Below are 23,819 nucleotides of genomic sequence, written 5' to 3' on the forward strand. Positions count from 1 at the left end.
TGAGTAAGATTGTCGTCTGACAATTCGAATCGGGAAGGGCGGTCCACTGGATCGCCCTTTTTGCATGGATGCCTGTTCCGTGTGACAAATCTGAGAAGTATCGGTAAACAAAGGACAAACAGGTGGGTGTTATTAACGGGCGCATAGTGTTTCCGGGCAACCCTTGGCCGGATGGACATCGCATCAAATCCTGCAGATGGAATGCGGCAATCTACAATGAGTTCGGGCCGTATTGTTTCGATGGTCCGCAACCGGAGCCGGCTATGTCGATCGCATTCGAATTAATTTCGGAAGACTATAATGCGATAGATGGCACCCATTTCGTAGCCGGAGACGAGGACGGCAAAGCGGATTGGCAGTCAAAACACGCCTAGAACAATTATCAGCGATGCTGGATTGGCGGAAGTCATACAAGCTCCAGTCCCGGCATAGCCGTATCAGATGGCACAAAGCCATTTTCATTTGACTGCAACGAGTATCATTTTTCGGCTGATCCTCTACCCGTAAGCTGGGATACCTTCTTTGATGCTCAGGCGTTTGGCATATATTTATTAGGTCATGATGCTGTCGCAGACCACAAGACTAAGCGCCATAGCCGCACCTCTGACGGCAGTTATACGTTAGAATGGACAGGGAAAATTGCGGAATACTACGTTGGCAAGACGGAATTCGAACATGGTTTTATAGCGAAGATTGAAGGGGTGCGATTCGATTCCATCAATCTTTTCGGCTTTGATATTGCTAAAGCTCGAGAGAGTAGGGGACGAATTTGGCAGCAGCTGCGCAAAATTATATTGCGCCATTCGTTGCTGAACCCGATCGCTTCCGTTTTGAGGAAAGAAATAACTTTTTGCACGCTGTTCTTATAGCGTAGAGCAACGAACTTCGTCTTATAAAGCGATAAGTTTGTAATATGGCCCTTGAAAAGGCTGCGGCTTTGTGGAATGTACGCCCCGAAGATAGGGGAGTAGCTCAGTTGGTAGAGCGGCGGTCTCCAAAACCGTAGGTCGCAGGTTCGAATCCTGTCTCCCCTGCCATCTATATAGTCTGCTGGGTACACGATTGGATGGTGTAACTGCAGATGTTGAGAAGGAATTGACTCCGGGGCCTTGTGTTTTACCGGAATCGGTTCTATGTAACGTCAACAGACACGCGGTGCGTGGAGCTGAATAATCAGCTTTACGGGCCGTAATGGTGTGAACAGTCGGCATTTTATTATTAATGCAGTGTGTTTGCAGCGAAATGACACGCACGAGCGGTAAATGGCATCCAAAACGAATCCAATAACTTTTTTTCAGCAAGTGCGCGCTGAAACCGCAAAGGTCACATGGCCTTCGCGTCGCGAAACGCTCATTTCCACTGCGATGGTGATGATAATGGCGTTCTTTGCTGCGATCTTCTTTTTCGCAGCTGATCAGTTGATGGCATACGGGATTGATCTCATTCTCGGTCTTGGTCGTTAACGCAGGCTGACAAGAAAATCGGGATTGGGAATTCAACAATGACCGCGCGCTGGTATATCGTTCACGCCTATTCGAATTTTGAGAAGAAGGTTGCCGAGTCGATCGAAGAGAAGGCGCGACAGAAGGGTCTGTCGCATCTTTTTGAAAAGATCCTCGTTCCAACTGAAAAAGTGGTTGAAGTGCGCCGCGGCCGCAAGGTTGACGCAGAGCGCAAGTTCTTCCCCGGTTACGTCATGGTTCGCGCTGATCTGACAGATGATGCCTATCACCTGATCAAGAACACGCCGAAGGTTACAGGTTTCCTTGGTTCGGACAACAAGCCGATCGCCATTTCCGACAAGGAAGCAGAGCGCATCCTGACCCAGGTTCAGGAAGGCGTCGAGCGTCCGAAGGCTTCGATCTCGTTCGAGATTGGTGAGAGCGTTCGTGTCGCTGATGGTCCGTTTGCATCCTTCAACGGTACCGTACAGGAAGTTGACGAAGAGCGTTCACGCCTCAAGGTCGAAGTTTCGATCTTCGGCCGCGCAACGCCGGTCGATCTGGAATTTGGTCAGGTGGAAAAAGTCTGATCATTCGGGCGGCTTTTGTAGCTGTCCTGTCACCACGGTGACGAAGGGTGGGAGGCGAGAAACCTTAGCCGGGTTCTCAAACCGAACCACCAAACTGCAACCGCTGGTTCTCCAGCATAATGTAAAGATGCCGGTTTATCCGGCATAACCATAAGGCAGAGTATAATGGCTAAGAAAGTAGCAGGCCAGCTCAAGCTGCAGGTATCGGCAGGATCGGCAACGCCATCCCCGCCAATCGGACCGGCACTTGGTCAGCGCGGCATCAACATCATGGAATTCTGCAAGGCCTTCAATGCGGCTACGCAGGAAATGGAAAAGGGTTCACCTGTTCCAGTCGTGATTACATATTATCAGGACAAGTCCTTCACTTTTGCGATGAAAACCGCTCCGGTTTCCTACTTCCTCAAGAAGGCTGCAAACCTGAAGTCCGGTTCCAAAGAGCCAGGTAAGGTCGTTGCCGGCAAGGTTACGCGTGAGAAAGTCCGCGAAATCGCTGAAGCAAAGATGAAAGACCTGAACGCAGCAGACGTTGAATCTGCAATGCGCATGGTCGAAGGTTCTGCCCGTTCGATGGGCCTGGAAGTGGTGGGCTGATCCAATGGCAAAAGTAGCAAAGCGCGTAGCGAAGGTTCGTGAAGGCATTGACCGCAACAAGCTCTATGATCTGACTTCGGCTATTGCCATGGTCAAGGAGCGTGCAGTTGCCAAGTTTGACGAAACCATCGAAGTTGCAATGAACCTCGGCGTTGATCCCCGCCATGCGGACCAGATGGTTCGTGGCGTCGTCAATCTGCCAAACGGCACTGGCCGTACTGTTCGTGTTGCCGTGTTCGCCCGTGGCCCCAAGGCTGATGAAGCCAAGGCTGCCGGTGCTGACATTGTTGGTGCGGAAGATCTGTTTGAAATCGTCAATGGCGGCAAGATCGATTTTGATCGCTGCATTGCAACACCAGACATGATGCCGCTCGTTGGCCGTCTCGGCAAGGTTCTCGGACCTCGCGGCATGATGCCAAACCCGAAGGTTGGTACTGTTACGACTGACGTAACGGCTGCTGTTAAGGCTTCCAAGGGCGGTGCTGTTGAGTTCCGCGTTGAAAAGGCTGGTATCATTCATGCTGGCGTTGGCAAGGCTTCCTTCGATGCCAAGGCACTTGAAGAGAACATCAAGGCTTTCGCCGATGCGGTAACCAAGGCAAAGCCTGCTGGTTCCAAGGGCGAATACGTAAAGCGCGTCGCGATTTCTTCGACGATGGGCGCTGGCGTGAAGATTGATCCTGCAACAGTTCGCATTGCGTAATTGTTGATATTTCAAGCATAACAGCTTGATTGAAAGGAATTCCAGGCCTTTCGGGGCCTGGATAATCGGATGAAAGTCCGATTATCCTGTCCGAGATTGCGGGTGGTTCGCCTTAATTCGTCAGAACCTGCATGAGACGTGGAAAAACTTTGATTTGAGGGCTTTGCCCGAAGAACAAGGTTCGAACCGTAGTTGCCTTTCGCTTGCAGCCAATCCGGCGAAGCAGGGGGGACAGGATCCTCAACTGTTGTTTGGTTTCAGTCTTCGGACTGGAGGCTGGCAACAAAAGGCAACCCGGCAGAAATGCAATATCGCATTTCTGTCAAATGGAGAGAGACAGTGGAAAAAGCGGAAAAGCGCGAATTTGTCACTTGGCTGAATGGGGTCTTCAAGGATTCCGGTTCAGTTGTCGTGGCCCACTATACCGGTCTCACCGTTGCGCAGCTGAGCGACCTTCGCTCCAAGATGCGTGATGCTGGTGGTACTGTTAAAGTCGCGAAGAACCGCCTTGCCAAGATCGCTCTTCAAGGCACGGATTCGGAAGGCATTTCTGATCTATTCGTAGGTCAGACACTTGTTGCCTATTCCAATGATCCGATTACGGCACCAAAGATCGCCATTGAATTTGCCAAGGGCAACGAAAAGCTCGTTATCCTGGGTGGCTCAATGGGAGCAACAACTCTAGATGCTGATGGCGTGAAGGCTCTTGCCGCACTCCCATCACTCGACGAGTTGCGCGCAAAGCTGGTTGGTATGATCCAGACACCGGCCTCCCGCATTGCTCAGGTCGTAAACGCACCGGCAGCTCAGCTCGCTCGCGTTTTTGGCGCCTATGCCCGGAAGGACGAAGCGGCATAAGGCCGTTCTCGCTGTCAATATATCGAACCTTGTAAAGGAATAACACAATGACTGATCTCGCAAAGATCGTAGAAGACCTGTCCAACCTTACAGTTCTTGAAGCTGCGGAACTTTCCAAGCTTCTCGAAGAGAAGTGGGGCGTTTCTGCTGCTGCTCCTGTTGCTGTTGCCGCTGCTGGCGGTGGTGCAGTTGCAGCTGCTGTTGAAGAAAAGACTGAATTCGACGTCGTTCTGACCGATGCCGGCGCTAACAAGATCAACGTGATCAAGGAAGTCCGCGCAATCACCGGTCTGGGCTTGAAAGAAGCCAAGGACCTCGTTGAAGCTGCTCCTAAGGCAGTTAAGGAAGGCGCAGCCAAGGACGAAGCAGACAAGATCAAGGCTCAGCTCGAAGCAGCTGGCGCCAAGGTCGAACTCAAGTAATCCTTGCGTTATTGGCGGGCAGGGCAACCTGTCCGCCGACTACCCTCTTCGGAGGGCCCGGTACTCAACCCTTTTCCTGATGGCAATTTGGTGCTTTCAGGAAACGGGTTTTGTCCCGTTCACGGGGCCGCATACGCGGTTTTAAGAAACAGGCCAGTTTCTGGCATAAAGACGAGGAGCGACGATGGCTCAGACCCATTCTTTCAATGGTCGTAGGCGCGTACGCAAGTTTTTCGGTAAGATTCCGGAAGTCGCAGAGATGCCGAACCTCATCGAGGTTCAAAAGGCTTCCTACGATCAGTTTCTGATGGTGGAAGAGCCCAAGGGCGGACGTTTGGACGAAGGTTTGCAGGCTGTATTCAAGTCTGTTTTCCCAATCCAGGATTTCTCTGGCGCTTCCATGCTCGAATTCGTCAAGTACGAATTCGAAGCTCCAAAATTCGACGTTGACGAATGCCGTCAGCGCGATCTGACATATGCTGCGCCACTCAAGGTGACGCTGCGCCTTATCGTGTTCGATATTGATGAAGATACCGGCGCGAAGTCGATCAAGGACATCAAGGAACAGGACGTTTACATGGGCGATATGCCGCTCATGACCGATAATGGTACGTTCATTGTAAACGGCACCGAGCGCGTGATCGTTTCGCAGATGCACCGCTCACCCGGTGTGTTCTTCGATCACGACAAGGGCAAGACCCATTCGTCCGGCAAGCTTCTGTTTGCGGCACGCGTCATTCCTTATCGCGGCTCATGGCTCGATATCGAATTCGATGCCAAGGACGTTGTCTATGCGCGTATCGATCGCCGTCGCAAGATTCCTGCGACTTCCTTGTTGATGGCGCTTGGCATGGATCCAGAAGAGATCCTGTCGACATTCTATAACTCGCTGACATTCAACCGTGATGGCGATACGTGGCGTATTCCATTCTCTGTTGACCGTTTCCGCGGCTTCAAGGCGACCTCTGACGTTATCGATGCGGACACCGGCGAGGTTATCCTCGAAACCGGCAAGAAGCTGACTGCACGCAGCGCCAAGCAGCTTGCTGAAAAGGGCTTGAAGTTCATCAAGGCGACTGAAGACGATCTGCTCGGCTCATATCTTGCCGAAGATATCGTCAACATGGAAACCGGTGAAGTTTATCTCGAAGCAGGCGATGAGCTTGACGAGAAGACACTCAAGGTTCTGCTCGACACCGGCGTTTCGGAAATCAACGTTCTCGATATCGACCACGTCAATATCGGACCGTACATCCGTAACACGCTTGCCGTGGACAAGAACGAAAGCCGTCAGGACGCATTGTTCGACATTTACCGTGTCATGCGCCCGGGTGAACCACCGACAATCGATTCGGCGGAAGCGATGTTCAAATCGCTCTTCTTCGATAGCGAACGTTATGATCTGTCGGCTGTTGGCCGCGTCAAGATGAACATGCGCCTTGATCTGGATGCGGAAGATACTGTCCGTATTCTGCGCAGAGAAGACATTCTTGCCGTCGTGAAGATGCTGGTTGATCTGCGCGATGGCCGCGGTGAAATCGACGATATCGACAATCTCGGCAACCGCCGTGTGCGTTCGGTCGGCGAATTGATGGAAAACCAGTACCGTGTTGGTCTGCTTCGCATGGAGCGCGCCATCAAGGAACGTATGTCGTCCATTGAAATCGACACGGTAATGCCGCAGGACCTGATCAACGCGAAGCCAGCTGCAGCTGCCGTTCGTGAATTCTTCGGTTCCTCGCAGCTTTCACAGTTCATGGATCAGACCAACCCACTGTCCGAGATCACGCACAAGCGTCGTCTTTCGGCCTTGGGACCTGGCGGTTTGACCCGCGAACGCGCTGGCTTCGAAGTGCGCGACGTTCATCCGACACATTACGGTCGTATCTGCCCGATTGAGACGCCGGAAGGCCCGAATATCGGTCTGATCAACTCGCTTGCAACCTTTGCCCGGGTCAACAAATACGGCTTCATTGAAAGCCCGTACCGCAAGATCATCGACGGCAAGGTAACGGACGACGTTGTCTATCTGTCGGCAATGGAAGAAGCCAAGTATCACGTGGCGCAGGCCAATGTGGAACTGGATGCTTCCGGTGCCTTCACGGATGAATTCGTTGTCTGCCGCCATGCAGGTGAAGTTCTGATGGCGCCACGTGAAAACGTGGATCTGATGGACGTTTCGCCTAAGCAGCTCGTTTCGGTTGCCGCAGCGCTTATTCCGTTCCTGGAAAACGACGACGCCAACCGCGCTCTGATGGGCTCGAACATGCAGCGTCAGGCCGTTCCTCTGGTTCGTGCTGAAGCGCCATTCGTTGGTACAGGCATGGAGCCGGTTGTTGCTCGCGACTCCGGTGCAGCTATCGGTGCACGCCGCACAGGTATCGTCGATCAGGTTGATGCGACACGTATCGTTATTCGTGCCACGGAAGATCTCGTGCCTGGCAAGTCAGGCGTTGATATTTATCGCCTGATGAAGTTCCAGCGTTCGAACCAGAACACCTGCATCAATCAGCGTCCGCTGGTACGTGTAGGCGACCGGATCGAAAAGGGCGATATCATTGCTGACGGTCCTTCGACGGATCTGGGTGATCTGGCTCTTGGCCGCAACGTGCTGGTCGCGTTCATGCCTTGGAATGGCTACAACTACGAAGACTCCATCCTGCTGTCTGAAAAGATCGTTTCGGATGACGTCTTCACCTCGATCCATATCGAGGAGTTCGAAGTCATGGCTCGCGATACGAAGCTTGGACCGGAAGAAATCACGCGCGACATTCCGAACGTTTCGGAAGAAGCTCTGAAGAACCTTGACGAAGCCGGTATTGTTTACATCGGTGCCGAAGTTCAGCCGGGCGATATTCTCGTCGGCAAGATCACGCCGAAGGGTGAAAGCCCGATGACGCCGGAAGAAAAGCTTCTGCGCGCCATCTTCGGTGAAAAGGCGTCGGACGTTCGTGACACCTCAATGCGTATGCCGCCCGGAACTTACGGTACGGTAGTGGAAGTTCGCGTTTTCAATCGCCACGGCGTTGAAAAGGACGAACGTGCCATGGCAATCGAGCGCGAGGAAATCGAGCGCTTGGCCAAGGACCGCGATGACGAACAGGCTATCCTGGATCGTAACGTCTATGGCCGTCTTGCTGACGTTCTCAACGGCAAATCTGCTGTTGCAGGACCGAAGGCCTTCAAGAAGGGCACGGTTGTTACTCAGGACGTCATGGGCGAATACCCGCGTTCCCAATGGTGGCAGTTTGCCGTGGAAGACGAAAAGCTTCAGGGCGAAATCGAAGCTCTGCGCAACCAGTATGACGACTCCAAGAAGTTGCTTGAACAGCGCTTCATGGACAAGGTCGAAAAGGTCCAGCGCGGCGACGAGATGCCTCCAGGTGTCATGAAGATGGTCAAGGTCTTTGTTGCTGTTAAGCGCAAGATCCAGCCAGGCGACAAGATGGCTGGCCGTCACGGCAACAAGGGTGTTGTTTCACGTATTGCTGCTGTTGAGGATATGCCGTTCCTTGAAGATGGAACGCATGTTGACATCGTTCTCAATCCGCTTGGCGTGCCAAGTCGAATGAACGTCGGTCAGATCCTTGAGACGCATCTGGGCTGGGCTTGCGCTGGAATGGGCAAGAAGATCGGGGAACTGATCGAAGCTTACAAGGCGCAGCATGCACAGGGTGAGCAGGGCGATATTGCGCCGCTGCGGGCAACGATCGAGTCGATCATTCCCGACAACGACCGCAACGAGCCGGTTCGCAATTACGACGATGAGAGCATCGTTCGTCTTGGCGAGCAGATGAAGCGCGGTGTGTCGATTGCTACGCCGGTGTTTGATGGTGCGCATGAGCCAGACATCAATGTGATGCTGGAACAGGCAGGCCTCAAGTCCTCTGGTCAGTCGACATTGTACGATGGACGTACGGGTGAAACTTTTGATCGTCAGGTGACTGTCGGCTACATCTACATGTTGAAGCTGCACCATCTGGTTGATGACAAGATCCACGCCCGTTCGATCGGACCTTACTCGCTCGTTACGCAGCAGCCACTGGGCGGTAAAGCTCAGTTCGGTGGTCAGCGCTTCGGTGAAATGGAGGTCTGGGCACTGGAAGCATACGGTGCAGCTTACACGCTGCAGGAAATGCTTACGGTCAAGTCCGACGATGTCGCCGGTCGTACCAAGGTCTACGAAGCAATCGTCCGTGGCGACGATACGTTTGAAGCCGGTATTCCGGAGAGCTTCAACGTTCTCGTCAAGGAAATGCGTTCGCTCGGCCTCAATGTCGAGCTGGACGACACACGCCAGCAGGAACAGCAGCAGGCATTGCCTGACGCTGCAGAGTAAAAACGTCAGGGTGCACGAGCAGTTTCGTGCACCCCGACATTCGTTTCGAGCCGCTGAAGAAGCGGCATTTGATCTAGATGGACCGCGGTGGCGGATATTCATCGCAAGGAGAGGGCACTTTTTGCCCCATGGAGAAACGGCATGAACCAAGAGGTCATGAATCTTTTCAATCCTCAGGCGCCTGTGCAGGCATTCGATTCCATCAGGATTTCGATCGCCAGCCCTGAGAAGATTCTGTCCTGGTCATACGGTGAGATCAAGAAGCCGGAGACGATCAACTACCGCACGTTTAAGCCGGAGCGGGATGGTCTTTTCTGTGCTCGGATCTTCGGGCCGATCAAGGACTATGAATGCTTGTGCGGCAAGTACAAGCGCATGAAATACAAGGGCATCATCTGCGAAAAGTGCGGTGTGGAAGTCACGCTGTCACGTGTTCGCCGTGAGCGCATGGGCCATATTGAACTTGCTGCGCCGGTTGCGCATATCTGGTTCCTGAAGTCCCTGCCAAGCCGTATCGGTACATTGCTCGACATGACCCTGAAGGGTATCGAGCGCGTTCTCTATTTCGAGAACTACATTGTTACCGAACCAGGCCTGACTGCCCTGAAGGAACACCAGCTTCTTTCGGAAGAAGAATACATGATTGCTGTCGATGAGTATGGTGAAGATTCCTTCACTGCGCTGATCGGTGCAGAAGCAATTCATGAGCTTCTCGCTTCCATGGATCTGGAAAAGATTGCTGGCGACCTGCGTGAAGATCTGGCGACAACAACGTCCGACCTGAAGCAGAAAAAGCTGATGAAGCGTCTGAAGATCGTCGAAAACTTCCTGGAATCGGGTAACCGTCCGGAATGGATGATCATGAAGATCGTTCCGGTCATTCCTCCAGACCTGCGCCCCCTGGTTCCACTGGATGGCGGACGTTTCGCCACGTCCGATCTGAACGACCTTTATCGTCGCGTGATCAACCGTAACAACCGCCTGAAGCGCCTGATCGAACTGCGCGCGCCTGGCATCATCATCCGTAACGAAAAGCGCATGCTTCAGGAATCGGTTGATGCGTTGTTCGACAACGGTCGTCGCGGTCGCGTCATCACCGGTGCCAACAAGCGTCCTCTGAAGTCGCTGTCCGATATGCTCAAGGGCAAGCAGGGCCGTTTCCGTCAGAACCTTCTCGGCAAGCGCGTCGATTACTCCGGTCGTTCGGTTATCGTTACTGGTCCGGAACTCAAGCTTCACCAGTGCGGCCTGCCAAAGAAAATGGCGCTCGAACTGTTCAAGCCGTTCATCTATGCCCGTCTCGACGCGAAGGGTTATTCCTCAACCGTCAAGCAGGCAAAGAAGCTGGTTGAAAAGGAAAAGCCGGAAGTCTGGGATATTCTCGATGAGGTCATCCGCGAGCATCCGGTTCTGCTGAACCGCGCTCCGACGTTGCATCGTCTTGGTATCCAGGCATTCGAACCCACCCTGATCGAAGGCAAGGCTATCCAGCTGCACCCGCTCGTTTGTACCGCTTTCAACGCGGACTTTGACGGTGACCAGATGGCTGTTCACGTTCCGCTTTCTCTGGAAGCGCAGCTTGAAGCCCGCGTTCTGATGATGTCGACGAACAACATCCTGCACCCTGCAAACGGTCTGCCGGTTATCGTTCCGTCGCAGGACATGGTTCTTGGCCTGTACTATCTGTCGATCGTTGCGGTTAAAGAGCCGGGCGAAGGCATGGCGTTTGCCGATATGGGCGAACTTCATCATGCTATCGGCAATGGTTCCGTTACTCTTCACACGAAGATCAAGGGCCGCTTCAAGAGCATTGATGCTGATGGCAAGCCAACGTCGAAGATTTTCGACACGACGCCTGGCCGTATGATCATCGGCGAGCTTCTGCCTAAGCACCACAACGTGCCTTTCGACATCTGCAATCAGGAAATGACCAAGAAGAACATCTCCAAGATGATCGACACGGTCTATCGCCATTGCGGACAGAAAGAGACAGTCATTTTCTGCGATCGTATCATGCAGCTCGGCTTCGGCCACGCTTGCCGTGCCGGTATTTCTTTCGGCAAGGACGACATGGTCATTCCGGAAACCAAAGCGAAGCTGGTTGCCGAAACCGAAGCTTTGGCGACAGAATACGAACAGCAGTACAATGACGGCCTGATCACTCAGGGCGAGAAGTACAACAAGGTTGTTGACGCTTGGGGCAAGTGCACCGAGAAGGTCGCTGACGAAATGATGGCCCGCATTAAGGCTGTCGAGTTTGACGCTGTTACTGGTCGCCAGAAGCAGATGAACTCGATCTATATGATGTCGCACTCCGGCGCTCGTGGTTCTCCGAACCAGATGCGTCAGCTGGGCGGTATGCGCGGCCTGATGGCCAAGCCTTCGGGCGAAATCATCGAAACGCCGATCATTTCGAACTTCAAGGAAGGCCTGACCGTGAACGAGTACTTCAACTCGACCCACGGTGCCCGTAAGGGACTTGCTGATACTGCCTTGAAGACAGCTAACTCCGGCTATCTGACACGCCGTCTCGTTGACGTTGCTCAGGATTGCATCGTCATTTCGGTTGATTGTGGCACGACTACCGGCCTCACAATGCAACCGATCGTGGATGCTGGTCAGGTTGTTGCAACGATTGGTCAGCGCGTTCTCGGACGTACCGCACTCGAAGATATCTTGCATCCTGTTTCAGGCGATGTGCTTGTTACTGGCGGCAATATCATCGACGAGTTCGACATTGATGCCATCGAAAAGGCTGGCGTTCAGTCGATCCGCATCCGTTCGGCTCTCACATGTGAGACCCGGGGCGGCATCTGCGCCAAGTGCTACGGCCGCGATCTGGCCCGTGGTACTCCGGTCAACCAGGGTGAAGCTGTCGGCGTTATCGCTGCTCAGTCGATCGGTGAGCCGGGCACGCAGTTGACGATGCGTACGTTCCACCTTGGTGGTACAGCGCAGGTTGTCGATCAGTCGTTCCTCGAAGCCAGCTATGAAGGCACAGTGCAGATTCGCAACCGCAACGTGGTGCGTAACTCGGATGGCCATCTGGTCGTCATGGGCCGCAACATGGCTGTTGTCATTCTGGATGCGACAGGCAAGGAACGCGCAACACACCGCGTTACCTATGGTTCGCGCATCTATGTTGACGATGGCGATACGGTCAAGCGCGGCCAGCGTGTTGCTGAGTGGGATCCGTATACCCGTCCAATCATGACGGAAGTCGAAGGTCATGTCGAATTCGAAGACATGGTCGATGGTCTTTCGGTCACGGAAACGACGGACGAGTCCACCGGTATCACCAAGCGCGTGGTTATCGATTGGCGTTCTACCCCTCGCGGTTCGGATCTGAAGCCATGCATCGTGGTCAAGGATAAGGCCGGCAAGGTTCTGAAACTGGCAAAAGGTGGCGATGCTCGCTTCCAGCTGTCAGTGGAATCCATCCTTTCGGTCGAGCCTGGCTCGCACGTCAAGGCTGGTGACGTTCTTGCGCGTATTCCGATGGAAAGCGCCAAGACCAAGGACATCACGGGTGGTCTGCCGCGCGTTGCGGAACTGTTCGAAGCACGCCGTCCAAAGGATCATGCTATCATCGCCGAAATCGATGGTACTGTTCGTTTTGGTCGCGACTACAAGAACAAGCGCCGCATCGTTATCGAACCGAACGACGAGACGTTTGAGCCAGTTGAGTATCTGATCCCCAAGGGCAAGCCTTTCCATCTTCAGGATGGCGACGCTATCGAAAAGGGCGATTATATCCTCGACGGCAACCCGGCACCGCACGACATCCTGGCGATTAAGGGTGTGGAGGCTTTGGCTTCCTACCTGGTCAACGAAATCCAGGAAGTCTATCGTTTGCAGGGCGTTTTGATCAACGACAAGCACATTGAAGTGATTGTCCGTCAGATGCTGCAGAAGGTCGAAATCACCGAATCCGGTGACACAGGCTTTATTGCTGGCGATCATGTCGACCGGATCGAGCTGGACGAAATTAACGAGCGTCTTGAAGAAGATGGCAAGAAGCCAGGCTACGGCACACCAGTGCTGCTCGGCATCACCAAGGCATCTTTGCAGACACCTTCGTTTATCTCGGCGGCGTCCTTCCAGGAAACAACACGCGTCCTTACGGAAGCTGCTGTTGCCGGCAAGATGGATGCTCTGCAGGGCCTGAAGGAAAACGTCATTGTTGGACGTTTGATCCCGGCAGGTACAGGCGGAACGGTGAAGCAGATCCGCCGCATTGCCGGAGCTCGCGACGAGTTGATCATCGACGAGCGCCGCAAGGAAGCCGGAGCAAGTGCTGCGAAAGCTGGTCCGATGCTGACCGACATGACGGGTCAGCCAGCCGAATAAGCTGGTTACCTGAATCTGATAAAAAGGCCGCCCCGGAGAAATCCCGGGCGGCCTTTTTCTTGGCTGAACAACCAAGCACAACTAAATTGCTACTGGTGATGGTATTTCTGCTACCAAAATCGCCAATTTTGCTCGCACCCCAGCCTAAAATGCTCGAAATTGTTGGAGGAATGCCTGCATTCGTCGTTGAGACTTCAGAGACTGTCATGGAGAGCTGCAAACAGTCGTTCAGGATAGCGATACAGTCGTGGAAAACTGTGAAGAGTCACGAATGGCGAAACTGTCGTGGACCCATACAAGACGGTCGTGACCAGACAGAATAATCGACGCCAATGTTTGCATTACACTGGTCGTTACCGCTGCATTTGATGACCCCTGCAACACTCGCTGTTTTATTTCAGGGGGGTAGCTGTTCGAGGAGACGATGCACATAGACTGAGCCTGCAAAGGGGAACGCAGCGGCAAATCAATTTCCAGAAAATGGGATCAGTCAATTTACGGCGTTAACAATATTGCCCGGGTATAATTTGTTGGCGGCGATGGATTCATCTCAACAGCAGATGTTAATCGAACTTGAGCCAGCTTTCGCCCTGAACCAGCTTCCCGCCATGTTCGCAGCCGTCGGTGATGCGGGCAATCTTTTTGCCATCGATCTTTGCAATTGATGATCCGCCGGTAATGGCGGCAGTCGTGGGGACGCCGGTGCACAGGCATTTGTCGGTAACGGTGGCGATCGGAATACCATTGACGGTCACGAAACTTTGGCTCGTGGATACAACCGGTCCACCAACATGCGGGCGAGGGCCGGGATCAACCATGGGACAGGTATGCATGTGTCCGAGAAGGGTTACCGCTTTGGCCATGATCAATCTACCCGAGTTTCGCTGTCATGATCTGAGTACCCTGCCGGAAAACCAACCGCGCGTCAAAGCTGTCCATATTGTCCCAAGAATAGAAGCACGGGTCTGATTGAACGCTATAGGGGTTGAGCTCAATTAATCGAGCCTTGAATTGACCATCGGGCAACGTGCGCAGATAGACGTCGGCGATGACCGTATCCATATGCGATATCTGGCTGAACTCCACGCAAAACTCTGTCAATGCAGCGCGCACCTCGGTCAGGTTCTCTGCAATTTCTGGAAAATGGTCCCTATAGTAATACTGGGAAATGCCGGAAAACTTACGCGCTTTCATGAATATTCTGAATTCTGACCATGCGGGAATATCGGCCCATTGGCGCAGGAACAGCGGCGTTTCAACACCGTCTACTGCGTTTTCCTGCAAGGCGGTGGCGATACGGCGATTGGGACGGGTAATGTTCGAAAGCACTTGCTTTGGTGTTTTGGCGGACTGGTGCACAAGCGTTGAATCTTTCCAGCTGCAATATCCAAGGCGAGGCATTACCCCCTCAGAAAATTTTGCAACGCCGGCATTCAAAGCTTCGTAGAACTCATCGGAAAGTGGATAATTTCCGAAGAGGGACATTGCTTCACGGAATTCCACTGACATGCTGCCCAGAGCAATTGTATCCTCAACTGACAGCACAATTTTCTCATGGCGGAAGGAGCGTTCAAGCAACTCTTCCGGCCAATTTTCCAGAAACGTTTTTCTCAGCTCGATTGGAAACGCCATTTAGAGTGCCCGTTCAGTGATTTTACGCGAAGCTGATACGACTTCAGATTTCAAGTTTGCGCTCGAGATGAGCCAATCCCGGGCGATGCCAATATTCATAGGCGTCCTTATCCGCATTGTCGTATAAGCTATCCATGAATTCCCGAAACGAAGCTGCTTGCGGATAAATCGTGTCATTATTTTCAGCCCCCCAGCTTTCCTGGGATTGCACCCAAGTGAAAATTTTGCCGAAGCTGTCTTTCTGCAGCGAGAGCAGAACTTGCAGTCCGCCGGGATCTGATCCAATAGCCAGCATATTGGGCGGGTTGCTTCCCGGATATATTTCTCCGTTCCATATCTGCATGGCAAAAGCCCAATCATACAAAGGATCGAGAAATGTTACCGGCTCCGCCGAAGGATATATTTCCAATGGTACCGTATATTTGAACATGCAGGGATAAACGCGCCCGCCATTATAGTTTAAAATAAAACGGCGATAGTCATTGGGCAGCGTAAAGTTATTTTGACTTTCGAAGGCTGTGACTTCCGCGGTGGGATTTGGAACATCGTCCCAAGTTATTCTTTGAGATCCCTGTTGACTTGGTCTGATCAGCTTGTTGCTCATAAAAGCTCCTTAAAATTCAGCGGTCTGGCTTCCGTCGTGAAGCGAAGCGCCCCCCATGTGCGGTGTGGATGCACCGCCGCCAGTCGCATGAACATTTTGGGGAATAAGTTCCATCGTCACGCCATTCTCATTGTGATGCCAGGTATGGCCGCTCGGTCGTTCCCAGTTCGGATCTCCCAGCTTCTCGCGCATGGCCTTGTCCGCATTGGTAAAATCGGAAGTTCTGTTTCCCTGCATGGGAATATCAACTTCGCCTTTTGAAAAAGGTTTGTAGTCAGGAAAACCATTCTTGTATTCCACTGGCGGGCCGCCATTGGTAGGCGTCCAGGTGCCATCGCCACGTTCGCCTTTGGTCCAACTGCCATTGGGTCCATCTTTGGGAGTATTTGCGTATTGGGGTCCCTTTTTCAGGGCCGCTGCTTCCTTGCAGGCTTTTGACCCGTTGCACTTTTTAAGGGCCTCTTCGTAGGCAGCCTTGTTCCGTTTAATGATATCGTCCCAATATTTCGTCGCTGCGCTTTTTGTCTTGTTCATCATTCTGGCAACACCGCTGGCAGCTGCATCGACACCACGTTTGATATCTACCAGCTTATTGGCAATCCTGCCCGCCTTGGCAGCATCGCCAAAAATCGGAACGAAGCCAACAACGTCAAACAATGCACCACCCCAGTCACCTTTCCATAAAGAGCGACCGAGTGAAGCGACATCGGCCGCCGTGCCGAATGGTGGAGGCAGCGCGCCGCCTGCCGCAAGACCGACATCAGTCGCCAGCTCACCATATTTCTGGTTCAGCTGTTGAAGTTCGCCGTAAGCGGTGCGTGTCTGACCAATGTCGACACCTTCTCTTGCCAGATAACTAGACATTGGTCGTTATCACTCCCGCTGGCATCAAATGACGTTGCTCTATCGGAACCATCTCCGGCCACCACCAGTTATCATCGCCGTTTTCAATAGCAACAGCAGCCTCTTCCGGTGGAATTTGATAAATCCTGTCAAACTTCTCGGCTTCTCCGAGCTTTGAATTGGTCAGTATTGTCCTGAAAGCCGGGAAGGAAAAAAAGTTGGGGCCCATCTGCCACATCAGAGTGATAAAATGGGCTTGATGTTGTGAATCCAGAAGACCAAAGCCCTTTGCGTAATGGCGGCCATTAATGGTCATTTCGCGTTTTCCGCTGTCGCTCACTTCGTAATAGAAGGTAGCAAGATTGTTTTTCATGAAATCTTCAACGTACCATTCGGCAAAATCTGTGTCGTCGCGCACATGTGCCATGGTCTGCTGGCGGGTGAACTTCATGATCATGTGGAAAACTCCTCTGCTTCCATTGGCAGTCGCAGCGAATGTGTGTTGTGCGTCAGGGCGTCTCCATCTATCCGGAACTCAATCAGTTCATCTGGATTGAGGGTGTTTTCCAGATAGTAGGCGTCAACACCTTTGAAAAATCTCGCCAATTGCTGATTGTCAAAAGCGGGTAAAAATTGACGCAAGGTCTGAGGGTCGTAAAATCGGAAAAAGTGGTGGGTTCCTTCGTCATCCTCGATGAGCGTGAATTTGCGTAGATGAGACACGAAAGCCGCAAGCTCCAACCGCGATGTTGCAAAGATCGCCCAACGTTTTCCAAACCCTTCCTCAACAATCCAGTCGAGGGTGCTCTCTGTCGGCAGAAGCTCTGCTACCCATGCTGTATCATCTCCAAACTCTTCCAGTGCTTTTCCACGATAAAGGCACTCAACCCTGCTGGCCCGTGCATCCAGTGTTGCCGGAATGAGCATTGGACCGCGCGATGCATCAACGATTGCATAAAGATGAAGTTGGGGGGATGTGCCAATTTGAACCCCGGCATCGTAGCCGGAGGCTCGCAGTAGCAATCCAGCAAGCAGTTCGTTCTGATTTAAAGCGGACGACGGCTGTTCCATTGGGGTTTATTTCTTCTTTGAACAGTCTTCAGCGAGCGGCTTTTTGGTGTTTTTCCCATCGCTGCCACGCTTGAAATTTATCGAGTTGGCCTTGAATTCGATTTTCTTGGCTTTGATAAATACACCTTGCTTGTTGATCTCGATGACCCCGCCAGGTGCTGCCAGAATGATCTTGTCACTCGCAATCATGGTGTGCTTTTCGGTGGTGCTGAAAATGACGTCCTTGACCTCGATTTCAAAACGACCGCCGACCTGAATTTTTTTGATCTGGCCGACTTTCTCCAAAGAAGTCTTGCCGACATTGGTCACTTTGCTGACACCGATCTGTTCGGCCCTGGCAACCCCGATCGTGTCAGATTTGAAATTGGAAACAATGGTGTTCATGATACCGGGCAACTGGAAGAGCGACCCGGTTGCCTTGCCCATACCATCGCCAGATGCGGCGAGGGCCGTTCCCTGATCGGAGCGCGGGCTTGGACCAGACACAACACCCTCGCGAGCGCCGAGCCCCGAAGCAGAGAGAAACCCAAGTGCAGATTGGCCCAGTGACATTGCAAAGTTTATGAGGTTGGGAGCGCCACCGGCTTTCTGACCGGCTTGTTGCATCAGTCCTGCCGTCTGGCCTGCAAGACCCGCAATCTGGGTTACAAGACCCATGGCATCGGCGCCCGTGCCGCCTACGACCATATTCATCGAGCCGCCAATCTCATGCTTTTGATGACCAGCGACCTCAACGGCGCGGTTGGCACCCACGGACGAGACTTCATTGGCGTCGATACGTTTTGTTCGGTTGTTCAAAACGCGTGTGGTCTGATCCTTCTGGGCGTGAAAGAACTGGTTCTCCTTGCCCGCCTCATCTTCGAACGACAGCTCGTTGAAGCCTTTACCCTTATGCGTGTTTGAACGGATGACCGTGCGCGTCTTGTTGACAGGCAGATCATAGGGAACTTTTGTGCTTGGATTTGGCACGATGCCGGTGACAACCGGTCTGTCCGGATCGCCTTCAAGATAGGTAACCATGACTTCCATGCCGATGCGCGGAATGATCTGCGCACCAAATCCGGCACCAGCCCATGACTGCATCACCCGAATCCAGCAGGTGTCCGATCCATCCTTCTTGGCGCGCTTGCGCTGCCAGGGAAACCACACCTTGATCTGGCCAAATTCATTCGGGTGGATTTCTTCGCCGGGAGGTCCGGCAACAATAGCAACCTGCGATCCATCGATGCGCGGGCGAGGGGTGGAGCGATGCGGCGTGGCCGGCAAGCGTGATGGCAGAGCGACGAATGAATTCTCGTATTCCAGTTCGCCGCCTTCTACGGTTTCGTAGGAATGATCGACGATGACGTGTCTTATTGCGGTCACGACATATTCTTCAAATGCGTGATCGGCATGCGAGACTTCATATGGTTTGAACTTGCGACCGGCAGCGAGGGTGCGAATTGAAGAGCCACCATTGATCTTCTCGTGATCCGCTTCCACAGCCTGCATACGCAGCTTGGATGCTTTTTCGCTGGACGCTACATCGAGTGCTTTTGCAGGATATTCGAACAACTCATATTCAGCATTGCCCGGCAGCGAGACCAGAGAGTTGGTAACGGCTCCCTGCGGGCCGCTTGGTATCTGGAAATTCCAATCGCCGGTGGCGCGTTTTCCCGGAGTGAACTGATAGCTGCGCTGAAAGCTGGTGATATGATTGCGGTCCGAGGAACCGGCGGCCAGACGGACTTCAGTTTCCGGGCCTTCCGTGTAACCGAAAGGATGGCTGGCAACATGCAGTGTGTGCGAACCTTCTTCATGTTCGAACCAGAGAAAGATGCCATCAACCTCAAGCCGTCTTGTCAGGTAGGCCAGATCGGTTTCGCCGTACTGCACACTGTAATGTTCAGGAGCAGGGGGGGTAACGATACCTCCCGTAACCGCAGACTTGATCCCGTGTTCTTTCAATAATGTCTCAAGAACCTGTACGGAGCTTTGATCCATCCAGATTCTGTGGTCGCTGCGTTGCGACAGCAGCCATAGATGCGGGCGGATGATAAGGCGGTAAGTGCGCAAGCCTCGCGATACGGGCGGACCTTCCATCAGTTCCGTGACCAGCCCATTCCATGGGCGGCGCACACCGATGGCAATCTCCAGTGACAGATCAACCATCTTGCCGACGATTTCATCGGGCTTGATATCTGTGCGTTTGGATTTGACGAGAACTTCAATCTCAAAAAGACCGCTGATCTGCTCGTGAACGATCATCTTCTCCGGCAGCATGACATCCGCTCCAAGAGGAGTGGATATGCGCAAAAGTCGATCAGCCTGCGTCAGGCCCGCATCGAAGAACTCATATTCCATACTATGCCTTTAGATTTACGACTTTGTATTTAGAGGTCTACGAAAATGTTACGCAGGGAATAATACAATTGCAACCTATGGTATTAGGCAAGATGCAAGCCTATCCTTGCGGGAAGTAGCTCCCTTATAAGTTTGTTGACTGTAGATTTGATGACAATGACCGATTATTCATTGAACTCTATCATTGCGATCTGGCCGGTGAGCGCGTTCTTGTAGGCGGAGAGGTGGGGTTCTTCAGTCGGCTCTTCTGTCAGTGTGCCGATTTCAAGCAGTTCTGCTTCGTCATAACCTTCATTGGCCAGAATCTGCAGCGCGAAATCTACCAGACCTTCGGAATCATCCCTCATAAGAAGAAGGTGAACCTGACGCGGCTCTTCCTGTTTGGCTTTCCACACGTCAGCAACGACGAGATGAACGATTTTCGGTTCCGGATTGTCCGTTGGCATTGGTTTGATTCCCGATTCTTCGATTTCTTCGGTGAGAATAGACAGAACAGGTCTGTGTGGCACCCGAGTCGCCAGGATTCCCTGTGAAGAAAACGAAATTTAACTTGAATTAATGATTGTCTGACGAAACTATCGGTCTTCGGGCTGCAAAAGCGCCAGCAAATGCTGCGTGCTTCAAGAATATTTGGGGTTCAGGCTTGACGAAAGGCCGGAACACCAGTATCAGCAGCCCATCTGAGCCGATGTGAGATTGGTCATTTCGGAGCGACACGCTCTGGAGTTCATCTCAAACAGGGTTCGTTTTACGAACGAAATGCAATTTGCCGCTCGCATGAGGCCTTCTGGCTTCCTCTGCTTTTACTCGGGCAACCACCCTCGCGGTGGTTTAGTTGCCCGAATTCGTGCATGAGCATGGCGCTGAAACGGCCCTGACGGGCGAAGATACGAGATTTTTGAAAGAGGGAAGGTTGAATGCCTACCGTAAACCAGTTGATCCGCAAGCCGCGCACTGCGCCGGTAAAGCGCAATAAAGTCCCTGCACTGCAGGAAAACCCGCAAAAGCGCGGTGTTTGCACTCGCGTCTATACGACGACACCGAAGAAGCCAAACTCGGCTCTGCGTAAGGTCGCCAAGGTGCGTTTGACCAATGGCTTCGAAGTCATCGGATATATTCCAGGTGAAGGTCATAACCTTCAGGAGCACTCTGTCGTGATGATCCGCGGCGGTCGTGTAAAGGATTTGCCGGGTGTTCGTTACCACATCATCCGCGGTGTTCTGGATACCCAGGGCGTAAAGAACCGCAAGCAGCGCCGTTCCAAGTACGGTGCGAAGCGTCCGAAGTAAGATTTTCCGGGACTTTGGCCACCAGGTAGGTCAACCCGATGCAGATAAGAGACAAAGAATATGTCCAGACGCCATAGTGCAGAAAAGCGTGAGATCAACCCGGATCCAAAGTTCGGTGATCTCGTTCTGACAAAGTTCATGAATGCAGTCATGCATCATGGCAAGAAGTCGATTGCTGAACGTATCGTTTACGGTGCGCTTGAGTCAGTCGAAGCCAAGAGCAAGCAGGAGCCAGTTGCCCTGTTCCATCAGGCCCTCGACAATGTAGCGCCGCACGTTGAAGTGCGTTCGCGCCGTGTTGGTGGTGCGACTTACCAGGTGCCGGTCGATGTTCGTCCTGAGCGCCGTCAGGCTCTTGCAATCCGTTGGCTGATCAATGCAGCCCGTGGCCGCAACGAGACGACAATGGTTGATCGCCTGTCCGGTGAGCTTCTGGATGCTGCAAACAACCGCGGCTCGGCTGTGAAGAAGCGTGAAGACACGCATCGCATGGCAGAAGCCAACCGCGCATTCTCGCATTACCGCTGGTAATCGTCGAAACCCTATTCTTAGAGGCACCAGATCATGGCCCGCGAATATAAAATCGAAGACTACCGTAACTTCGGTATCATGGCGCACATCGACGCCGGCAAGACAACGACCACCGAGCGTATTCTTTATTACACCGGCAAGTCGCACAAAATCGGTGAAGTCCATGACGGCGCCGCTACGATGGACTGGATGGAGCAGGAGCAGGAGCGTGGTATCACGATCACTTCCGCTGCAACCACGACTTACTGGACCGGCCGTGATGGCAAGAAGCGTCGCTTCAACATCATCGACACTCCGGGTCACGTTGACTTCACGATTGAAGTAGAGCGCTCGCTGCGCGTTCTCGACGGTGCGATTGCACTGCTCGATGCCAACGCCGGTGTAGAGCCGCAGACTGAAACCGTATGGCGTCAGGCTGAGAAGTACCATGTTCCACGCATGATCTTCGTCAACAAGATGGACAAGACCGGCGCCGATTTCTATCGCTGCGTTGATATGGTCAAGACACGTCTTGGTGCCAAGGCACTCGTCATGCAGCTGCCAATCGGTGCTGAGACAGAGTTCAAGGGCGTTATCGATCTGATCGAGATGAAGGCGCTTGTATGGCGCGACGAACAGCTCGGTGCTGAATGGGATGTTGTGGAAATTCCGGCTGACCTTAAGGATCGTGCTGAAGAATTCCGCGAAAAACTCATCGAAACCGCTGTTGAAGTCGACGAAGCTGCTACCGAGGCTTATCTCGAAGGCAACATGCCAGACAATGACAAGCTGCGTGAACTGATCCGTGTCGGTACATGCCGCGTTGAATTCCATCCGGTATTCTGCGGCTCGGCATTCAAGAACAAGGGTGTTCAGCCTCTGCTCGACGGTGTCGTTGACTTCCTGCCTTCACCTGTTGACGTTCCTTCGATCAAGGGTATCGACCCGAAGACCGAAACTGAAACAGTTCGCAAGTCGTCGGATGAAGAGCCATTGTCAATGCTCGCGTTCAAGATCATGAACGATCCGTTCGTTGGCTCGCTGACATTCTGCCGCATCTACTCCGGCAAGCTGACCAAGGGCATCTCGCTCGACAACACGGTCAAGCTGAAGCGTGAGCGTATCGGCCGCATGTTGCAGATGCATTCGAATTCACGTGAAGACATCGAAGAAGCCTTTGCTGGCGACATCGTTGCTCTGGCAGGCCTCAAGGAAACCACAACAGGCGATACGCTTTGCGATCCTCTGAAGCCGGTTATTCTTGAACGCATGATCTTCCCTGAGCCGGTCATCGAAATTTCGATCGAACCAAAGACCAAGGCTGACCAGGAAAAGATGGGCCTCGCGCTTAATCGTCTTGCAGCTGAAGATCCTTCATTCCGCGTCAAGTCGGATGAAGAATCCGGCCAGACAATCATCGCCGGCATGGGCGAGCTTCACCTCGACATTCTCGTTGACCGTATGCGTCGCGAGTTCAAGGTTGAAGCCAATGTCGGTCAGCCGCAGGTTGCCTACCGTGAATCGATCACCCGCAAGGCGGAAATCGACTACACACACAAGAAGCAGTCCGGTGGTTCGGGTCAGTTCGCCCGTATCAAGGTTATCTTCGAGCCGCATGAAGGTGATGATTTCATCTTTGAATCGAAGATTGTCGGTGGTGCTGTTCCTAAAGAATACATCCCGGGTGTCGAAAAAGGCATCCAGAGTGTCATGGGTGCGGGTCCGCTCGCAGGCTTCCCGATGCTCGGCGTGAAAGCCACGCTGATCGACGGTGCCTACCATGACGTCGACTCTTCGGTTCTCGCCTTCGAAATCGCAGCTCGCGCTGCATTCCGTGAAGGTGCGCAGAAGGCTGGTGCCCAGCTGCTCGAGCCGATCATGAAGGTCGAGGTTGTTACGCCTGAAGATTACGTCGGTGACGTGATTGGCGATCTGAATTCACGTCGTGGTCAGATCTCGGGTACCGAAGCGCGTGGTATTGCCACTGTTGTCAACGCAAACGTCCCACTGGCCAACATGTTTGGTTATGTGAGCAACCTGCGTTCGATGAGCCAGGGCCGTGCACAGTACACCATGCAGTTCGACCACTACGAACCTGTCCCGGCAGCTGTCGCGCAGGAAATTCAGAAGAAGTTTGCGTAACCAACAGGTTGCGCTTGACAGTTGAAGTTAAGCCTGAGCAGGCGAACATATAACGGAGAGCTCAGATGGCTAAGAGCAAGTTTGAAC

19 protein-coding genes, 1 tRNA gene and 1 pseudogene are annotated in these 23,819 nt (G+C 53.0%); 13 read left to right on the forward strand and 8 right to left on the reverse strand.

What is annotated here, in order from left to right:
• Positions 1-961: 961 nt before the first annotated feature.
• The 9 genes from PMI41_RS03255 (at position 962) to rpoC (ending at position 13,298) form a co-directional block, all read left to right on the forward strand.
• Positions 962-1,037, forward strand: a tRNA-Trp gene (locus PMI41_RS03255).
• Positions 1,038-1,262: 225 nt separating this feature from the next.
• The gene (gene secE / locus PMI41_RS03260; RefSeq protein ID WP_008121726.1) at positions 1,263-1,463 is read left to right on the forward strand and encodes a preprotein translocase subunit SecE; all 201 of its coding nucleotides are present in this window, start codon (positions 1,263-1,265) and stop codon (positions 1,461-1,463) included.
• 38 nt (positions 1,464-1,501) lie between these two features.
• Positions 1,502-2,032, forward strand: coding sequence for a transcription termination/antitermination protein NusG (gene nusG / locus PMI41_RS03265; protein WP_008121728.1), 531 nt, complete (start codon positions 1,502-1,504; stop codon positions 2,030-2,032).
• A gap of 165 nt (positions 2,033-2,197) precedes the next feature.
• Positions 2,198-2,626, forward strand: coding sequence for a 50S ribosomal protein L11 (rplK, locus tag PMI41_RS03270; protein WP_008121730.1), 429 nt, complete (start codon positions 2,198-2,200; stop codon positions 2,624-2,626).
• Between the two features lie 4 nt (positions 2,627-2,630).
• The gene (rplA, locus tag PMI41_RS03275; protein ID WP_008121732.1) at positions 2,631-3,329 is read left to right on the forward strand and encodes a 50S ribosomal protein L1; all 699 of its coding nucleotides are present in this window, start codon (positions 2,631-2,633) and stop codon (positions 3,327-3,329) included.
• A gap of 339 nt (positions 3,330-3,668) precedes the next feature.
• On the forward strand, positions 3,669-4,187 hold the full coding sequence (gene rplJ, locus PMI41_RS03280; protein ID WP_008121735.1) for a 50S ribosomal protein L10: 519 nt from the start codon (positions 3,669-3,671) through the stop codon (positions 4,185-4,187).
• A gap of 47 nt (positions 4,188-4,234) precedes the next feature.
• Entirely contained in the window at positions 4,235-4,609 is a 375-nt protein-coding gene (gene rplL / locus PMI41_RS03285; RefSeq protein WP_008121737.1) for a 50S ribosomal protein L7/L12, read from the forward strand.
• A 184-nt stretch (positions 4,610-4,793) separates the two neighbouring features.
• Positions 4,794-8,948, forward strand: a complete 4,155-nt coding sequence (gene rpoB / locus PMI41_RS03290) for a DNA-directed RNA polymerase subunit beta (protein ID WP_008121740.1) — start codon at positions 4,794-4,796, stop codon at positions 8,946-8,948.
• Positions 8,949-9,089: 141 nt separating this feature from the next.
• Positions 9,090-13,298, forward strand: coding sequence for a DNA-directed RNA polymerase subunit beta' (gene rpoC, locus PMI41_RS03295; RefSeq protein ID WP_008121742.1), 4,209 nt, complete (start codon positions 9,090-9,092; stop codon positions 13,296-13,298).
• Between the two features lie 563 nt (positions 13,299-13,861).
• Here the strand turns inward: rpoC and PMI41_RS03300 are convergent.
• The 8 genes from PMI41_RS03300 to PMI41_RS03335 all read right to left on the reverse strand — a co-directional run bounded on the left by PMI41_RS03300 (position 13,862) and on the right by PMI41_RS03335 (position 20,237).
• Positions 13,862-14,164: a PAAR domain-containing protein gene (locus PMI41_RS03300; protein ID WP_157179298.1), complete on the reverse strand. Its 303-nt coding sequence runs from the start codon at positions 14,162-14,164 to the stop codon at positions 13,862-13,864.
• Between the two features lie 4 nt (positions 14,165-14,168).
• Positions 14,169-14,930: a hypothetical protein gene (locus tag PMI41_RS03305; protein WP_040853652.1), complete on the reverse strand. Its 762-nt coding sequence runs from the start codon at positions 14,928-14,930 to the stop codon at positions 14,169-14,171.
• 43 nt (positions 14,931-14,973) lie between these two features.
• Complete coding sequence (locus PMI41_RS03310; RefSeq protein WP_008121747.1) at positions 14,974-15,534, reverse strand: SMI1/KNR4 family protein; 561 nt, start codon at positions 15,532-15,534, stop codon at positions 14,974-14,976.
• A 9-nt stretch (positions 15,535-15,543) separates the two neighbouring features.
• Positions 15,544-16,398 (reverse strand): HNH endonuclease, encoded by an 855-nt coding sequence (locus PMI41_RS03315; RefSeq protein WP_008121750.1) that lies wholly within the window; start codon positions 16,396-16,398, stop codon positions 15,544-15,546.
• Positions 16,391-16,834 carry a hypothetical protein gene (locus PMI41_RS03320; protein ID WP_008121752.1) on the reverse strand — a complete coding sequence of 148 codons (444 nt, stop codon included), beginning with the start codon at positions 16,832-16,834 and terminating at the stop codon, positions 16,391-16,393. The genes PMI41_RS03315 and PMI41_RS03320 overlap by 8 nt, the downstream gene beginning before the upstream one ends.
• Positions 16,831-17,448, reverse strand: coding sequence for a DUF4123 domain-containing protein (locus PMI41_RS03325; protein ID WP_008121754.1), 618 nt, complete (start codon positions 17,446-17,448; stop codon positions 16,831-16,833). The genes PMI41_RS03320 and PMI41_RS03325 overlap by 4 nt, the downstream gene beginning before the upstream one ends.
• A gap of 6 nt (positions 17,449-17,454) precedes the next feature.
• Entirely contained in the window at positions 17,455-19,791 is a 2,337-nt protein-coding gene (tssI, locus tag PMI41_RS03330) for a type VI secretion system tip protein TssI/VgrG (RefSeq protein ID WP_008121756.1), read from the reverse strand.
• 164 nt (positions 19,792-19,955) lie between these two features.
• Positions 19,956-20,237, reverse strand: coding sequence for a hypothetical protein (locus PMI41_RS03335; RefSeq protein WP_008121758.1), 282 nt, complete (start codon positions 20,235-20,237; stop codon positions 19,956-19,958).
• Between the two features lie 244 nt (positions 20,238-20,481).
• Here PMI41_RS03335 and PMI41_RS25610 point away from each other — a divergent pair.
• The 4 genes and pseudogenes from PMI41_RS25610 (at position 20,482) to fusA (ending at position 23,732) form a co-directional block, all read left to right on the forward strand.
• A pseudogene (locus tag PMI41_RS25610) lies at positions 20,482-20,669 on the forward strand (hypothetical protein).
• Positions 20,670-20,708: 39 nt separating this feature from the next.
• Positions 20,709-21,080: a 30S ribosomal protein S12 gene (gene rpsL, locus PMI41_RS03340; RefSeq protein WP_008121760.1), complete on the forward strand. Its 372-nt coding sequence runs from the start codon at positions 20,709-20,711 to the stop codon at positions 21,078-21,080.
• 60 nt (positions 21,081-21,140) lie between these two features.
• On the forward strand, positions 21,141-21,611 hold the full coding sequence (gene rpsG, locus PMI41_RS03345; RefSeq protein ID WP_008121762.1) for a 30S ribosomal protein S7: 471 nt from the start codon (positions 21,141-21,143) through the stop codon (positions 21,609-21,611).
• Between the two features lie 33 nt (positions 21,612-21,644).
• Positions 21,645-23,732 (forward strand): elongation factor G, encoded by a 2,088-nt coding sequence (fusA, locus tag PMI41_RS03350; protein WP_008121764.1) that lies wholly within the window; start codon positions 21,645-21,647, stop codon positions 23,730-23,732.
• The last annotated feature ends 87 nt before the right edge of the window (positions 23,733-23,819 follow it).

The organism is Phyllobacterium sp. YR531, from assembly GCF_000282595.1.
Classification (GTDB): Bacteria; Pseudomonadota; Alphaproteobacteria; order Rhizobiales; family Rhizobiaceae; genus Phyllobacterium.

What these genes read in the sequence shown, in the direction of transcription:
- rpoC (WP_008121742.1), top strand. Translation starts at nt 9,090, where the DNA reads ATGAACCAAGAGGTCATGAATCTTTTCAATCCTCAGGCGCCTGTGCAG.
- tssI (WP_008121756.1), bottom strand. Translation starts at nt 19,791, where the DNA reads ATGGAATATGAGTTCTTCGATGCGGGCCTGACGCAGGCTGATCGACTT.
- PMI41_RS03305 (WP_040853652.1), bottom strand. Translation starts at nt 14,930, where the DNA reads ATGGCGTTTCCAATCGAGCTGAGAAAAACGTTTCTGGAAAATTGGCCG.
- PMI41_RS03325 (WP_008121754.1), bottom strand. Translation starts at nt 17,448, where the DNA reads ATGGAACAGCCGTCGTCCGCTTTAAATCAGAACGAACTGCTTGCTGGA.
- PMI41_RS03320 (WP_008121752.1), bottom strand. Translation starts at nt 16,834, where the DNA reads ATGATCATGAAGTTCACCCGCCAGCAGACCATGGCACATGTGCGCGAC.
- PMI41_RS03310 (WP_008121747.1), bottom strand. Translation starts at nt 15,534, where the DNA reads ATGAGCAACAAGCTGATCAGACCAAGTCAACAGGGATCTCAAAGAATA.
- secE (WP_008121726.1), top strand. Translation starts at nt 1,263, where the DNA reads ATGGCATCCAAAACGAATCCAATAACTTTTTTTCAGCAAGTGCGCGCT.
- rpoB (WP_008121740.1), top strand. Translation starts at nt 4,794, where the DNA reads ATGGCTCAGACCCATTCTTTCAATGGTCGTAGGCGCGTACGCAAGTTT.
- rplA (WP_008121732.1), top strand. Translation starts at nt 2,631, where the DNA reads ATGGCAAAAGTAGCAAAGCGCGTAGCGAAGGTTCGTGAAGGCATTGAC.
- rplL (WP_008121737.1), top strand. Translation starts at nt 4,235, where the DNA reads ATGACTGATCTCGCAAAGATCGTAGAAGACCTGTCCAACCTTACAGTT.
- rpsL (WP_008121760.1), top strand. Translation starts at nt 20,709, where the DNA reads ATGCCTACCGTAAACCAGTTGATCCGCAAGCCGCGCACTGCGCCGGTA.
- rpsG (WP_008121762.1), top strand. Translation starts at nt 21,141, where the DNA reads ATGTCCAGACGCCATAGTGCAGAAAAGCGTGAGATCAACCCGGATCCA.
- rplK (WP_008121730.1), top strand. Translation starts at nt 2,198, where the DNA reads ATGGCTAAGAAAGTAGCAGGCCAGCTCAAGCTGCAGGTATCGGCAGGA.
- fusA (WP_008121764.1), top strand. Translation starts at nt 21,645, where the DNA reads ATGGCCCGCGAATATAAAATCGAAGACTACCGTAACTTCGGTATCATG.
- PMI41_RS03335 (WP_008121758.1), bottom strand. Translation starts at nt 20,237, where the DNA reads ATGCCAACGGACAATCCGGAACCGAAAATCGTTCATCTCGTCGTTGCT.
- nusG (WP_008121728.1), top strand. Translation starts at nt 1,502, where the DNA reads ATGACCGCGCGCTGGTATATCGTTCACGCCTATTCGAATTTTGAGAAG.
- PMI41_RS03315 (WP_008121750.1), bottom strand. Translation starts at nt 16,398, where the DNA reads ATGTCTAGTTATCTGGCAAGAGAAGGTGTCGACATTGGTCAGACACGC.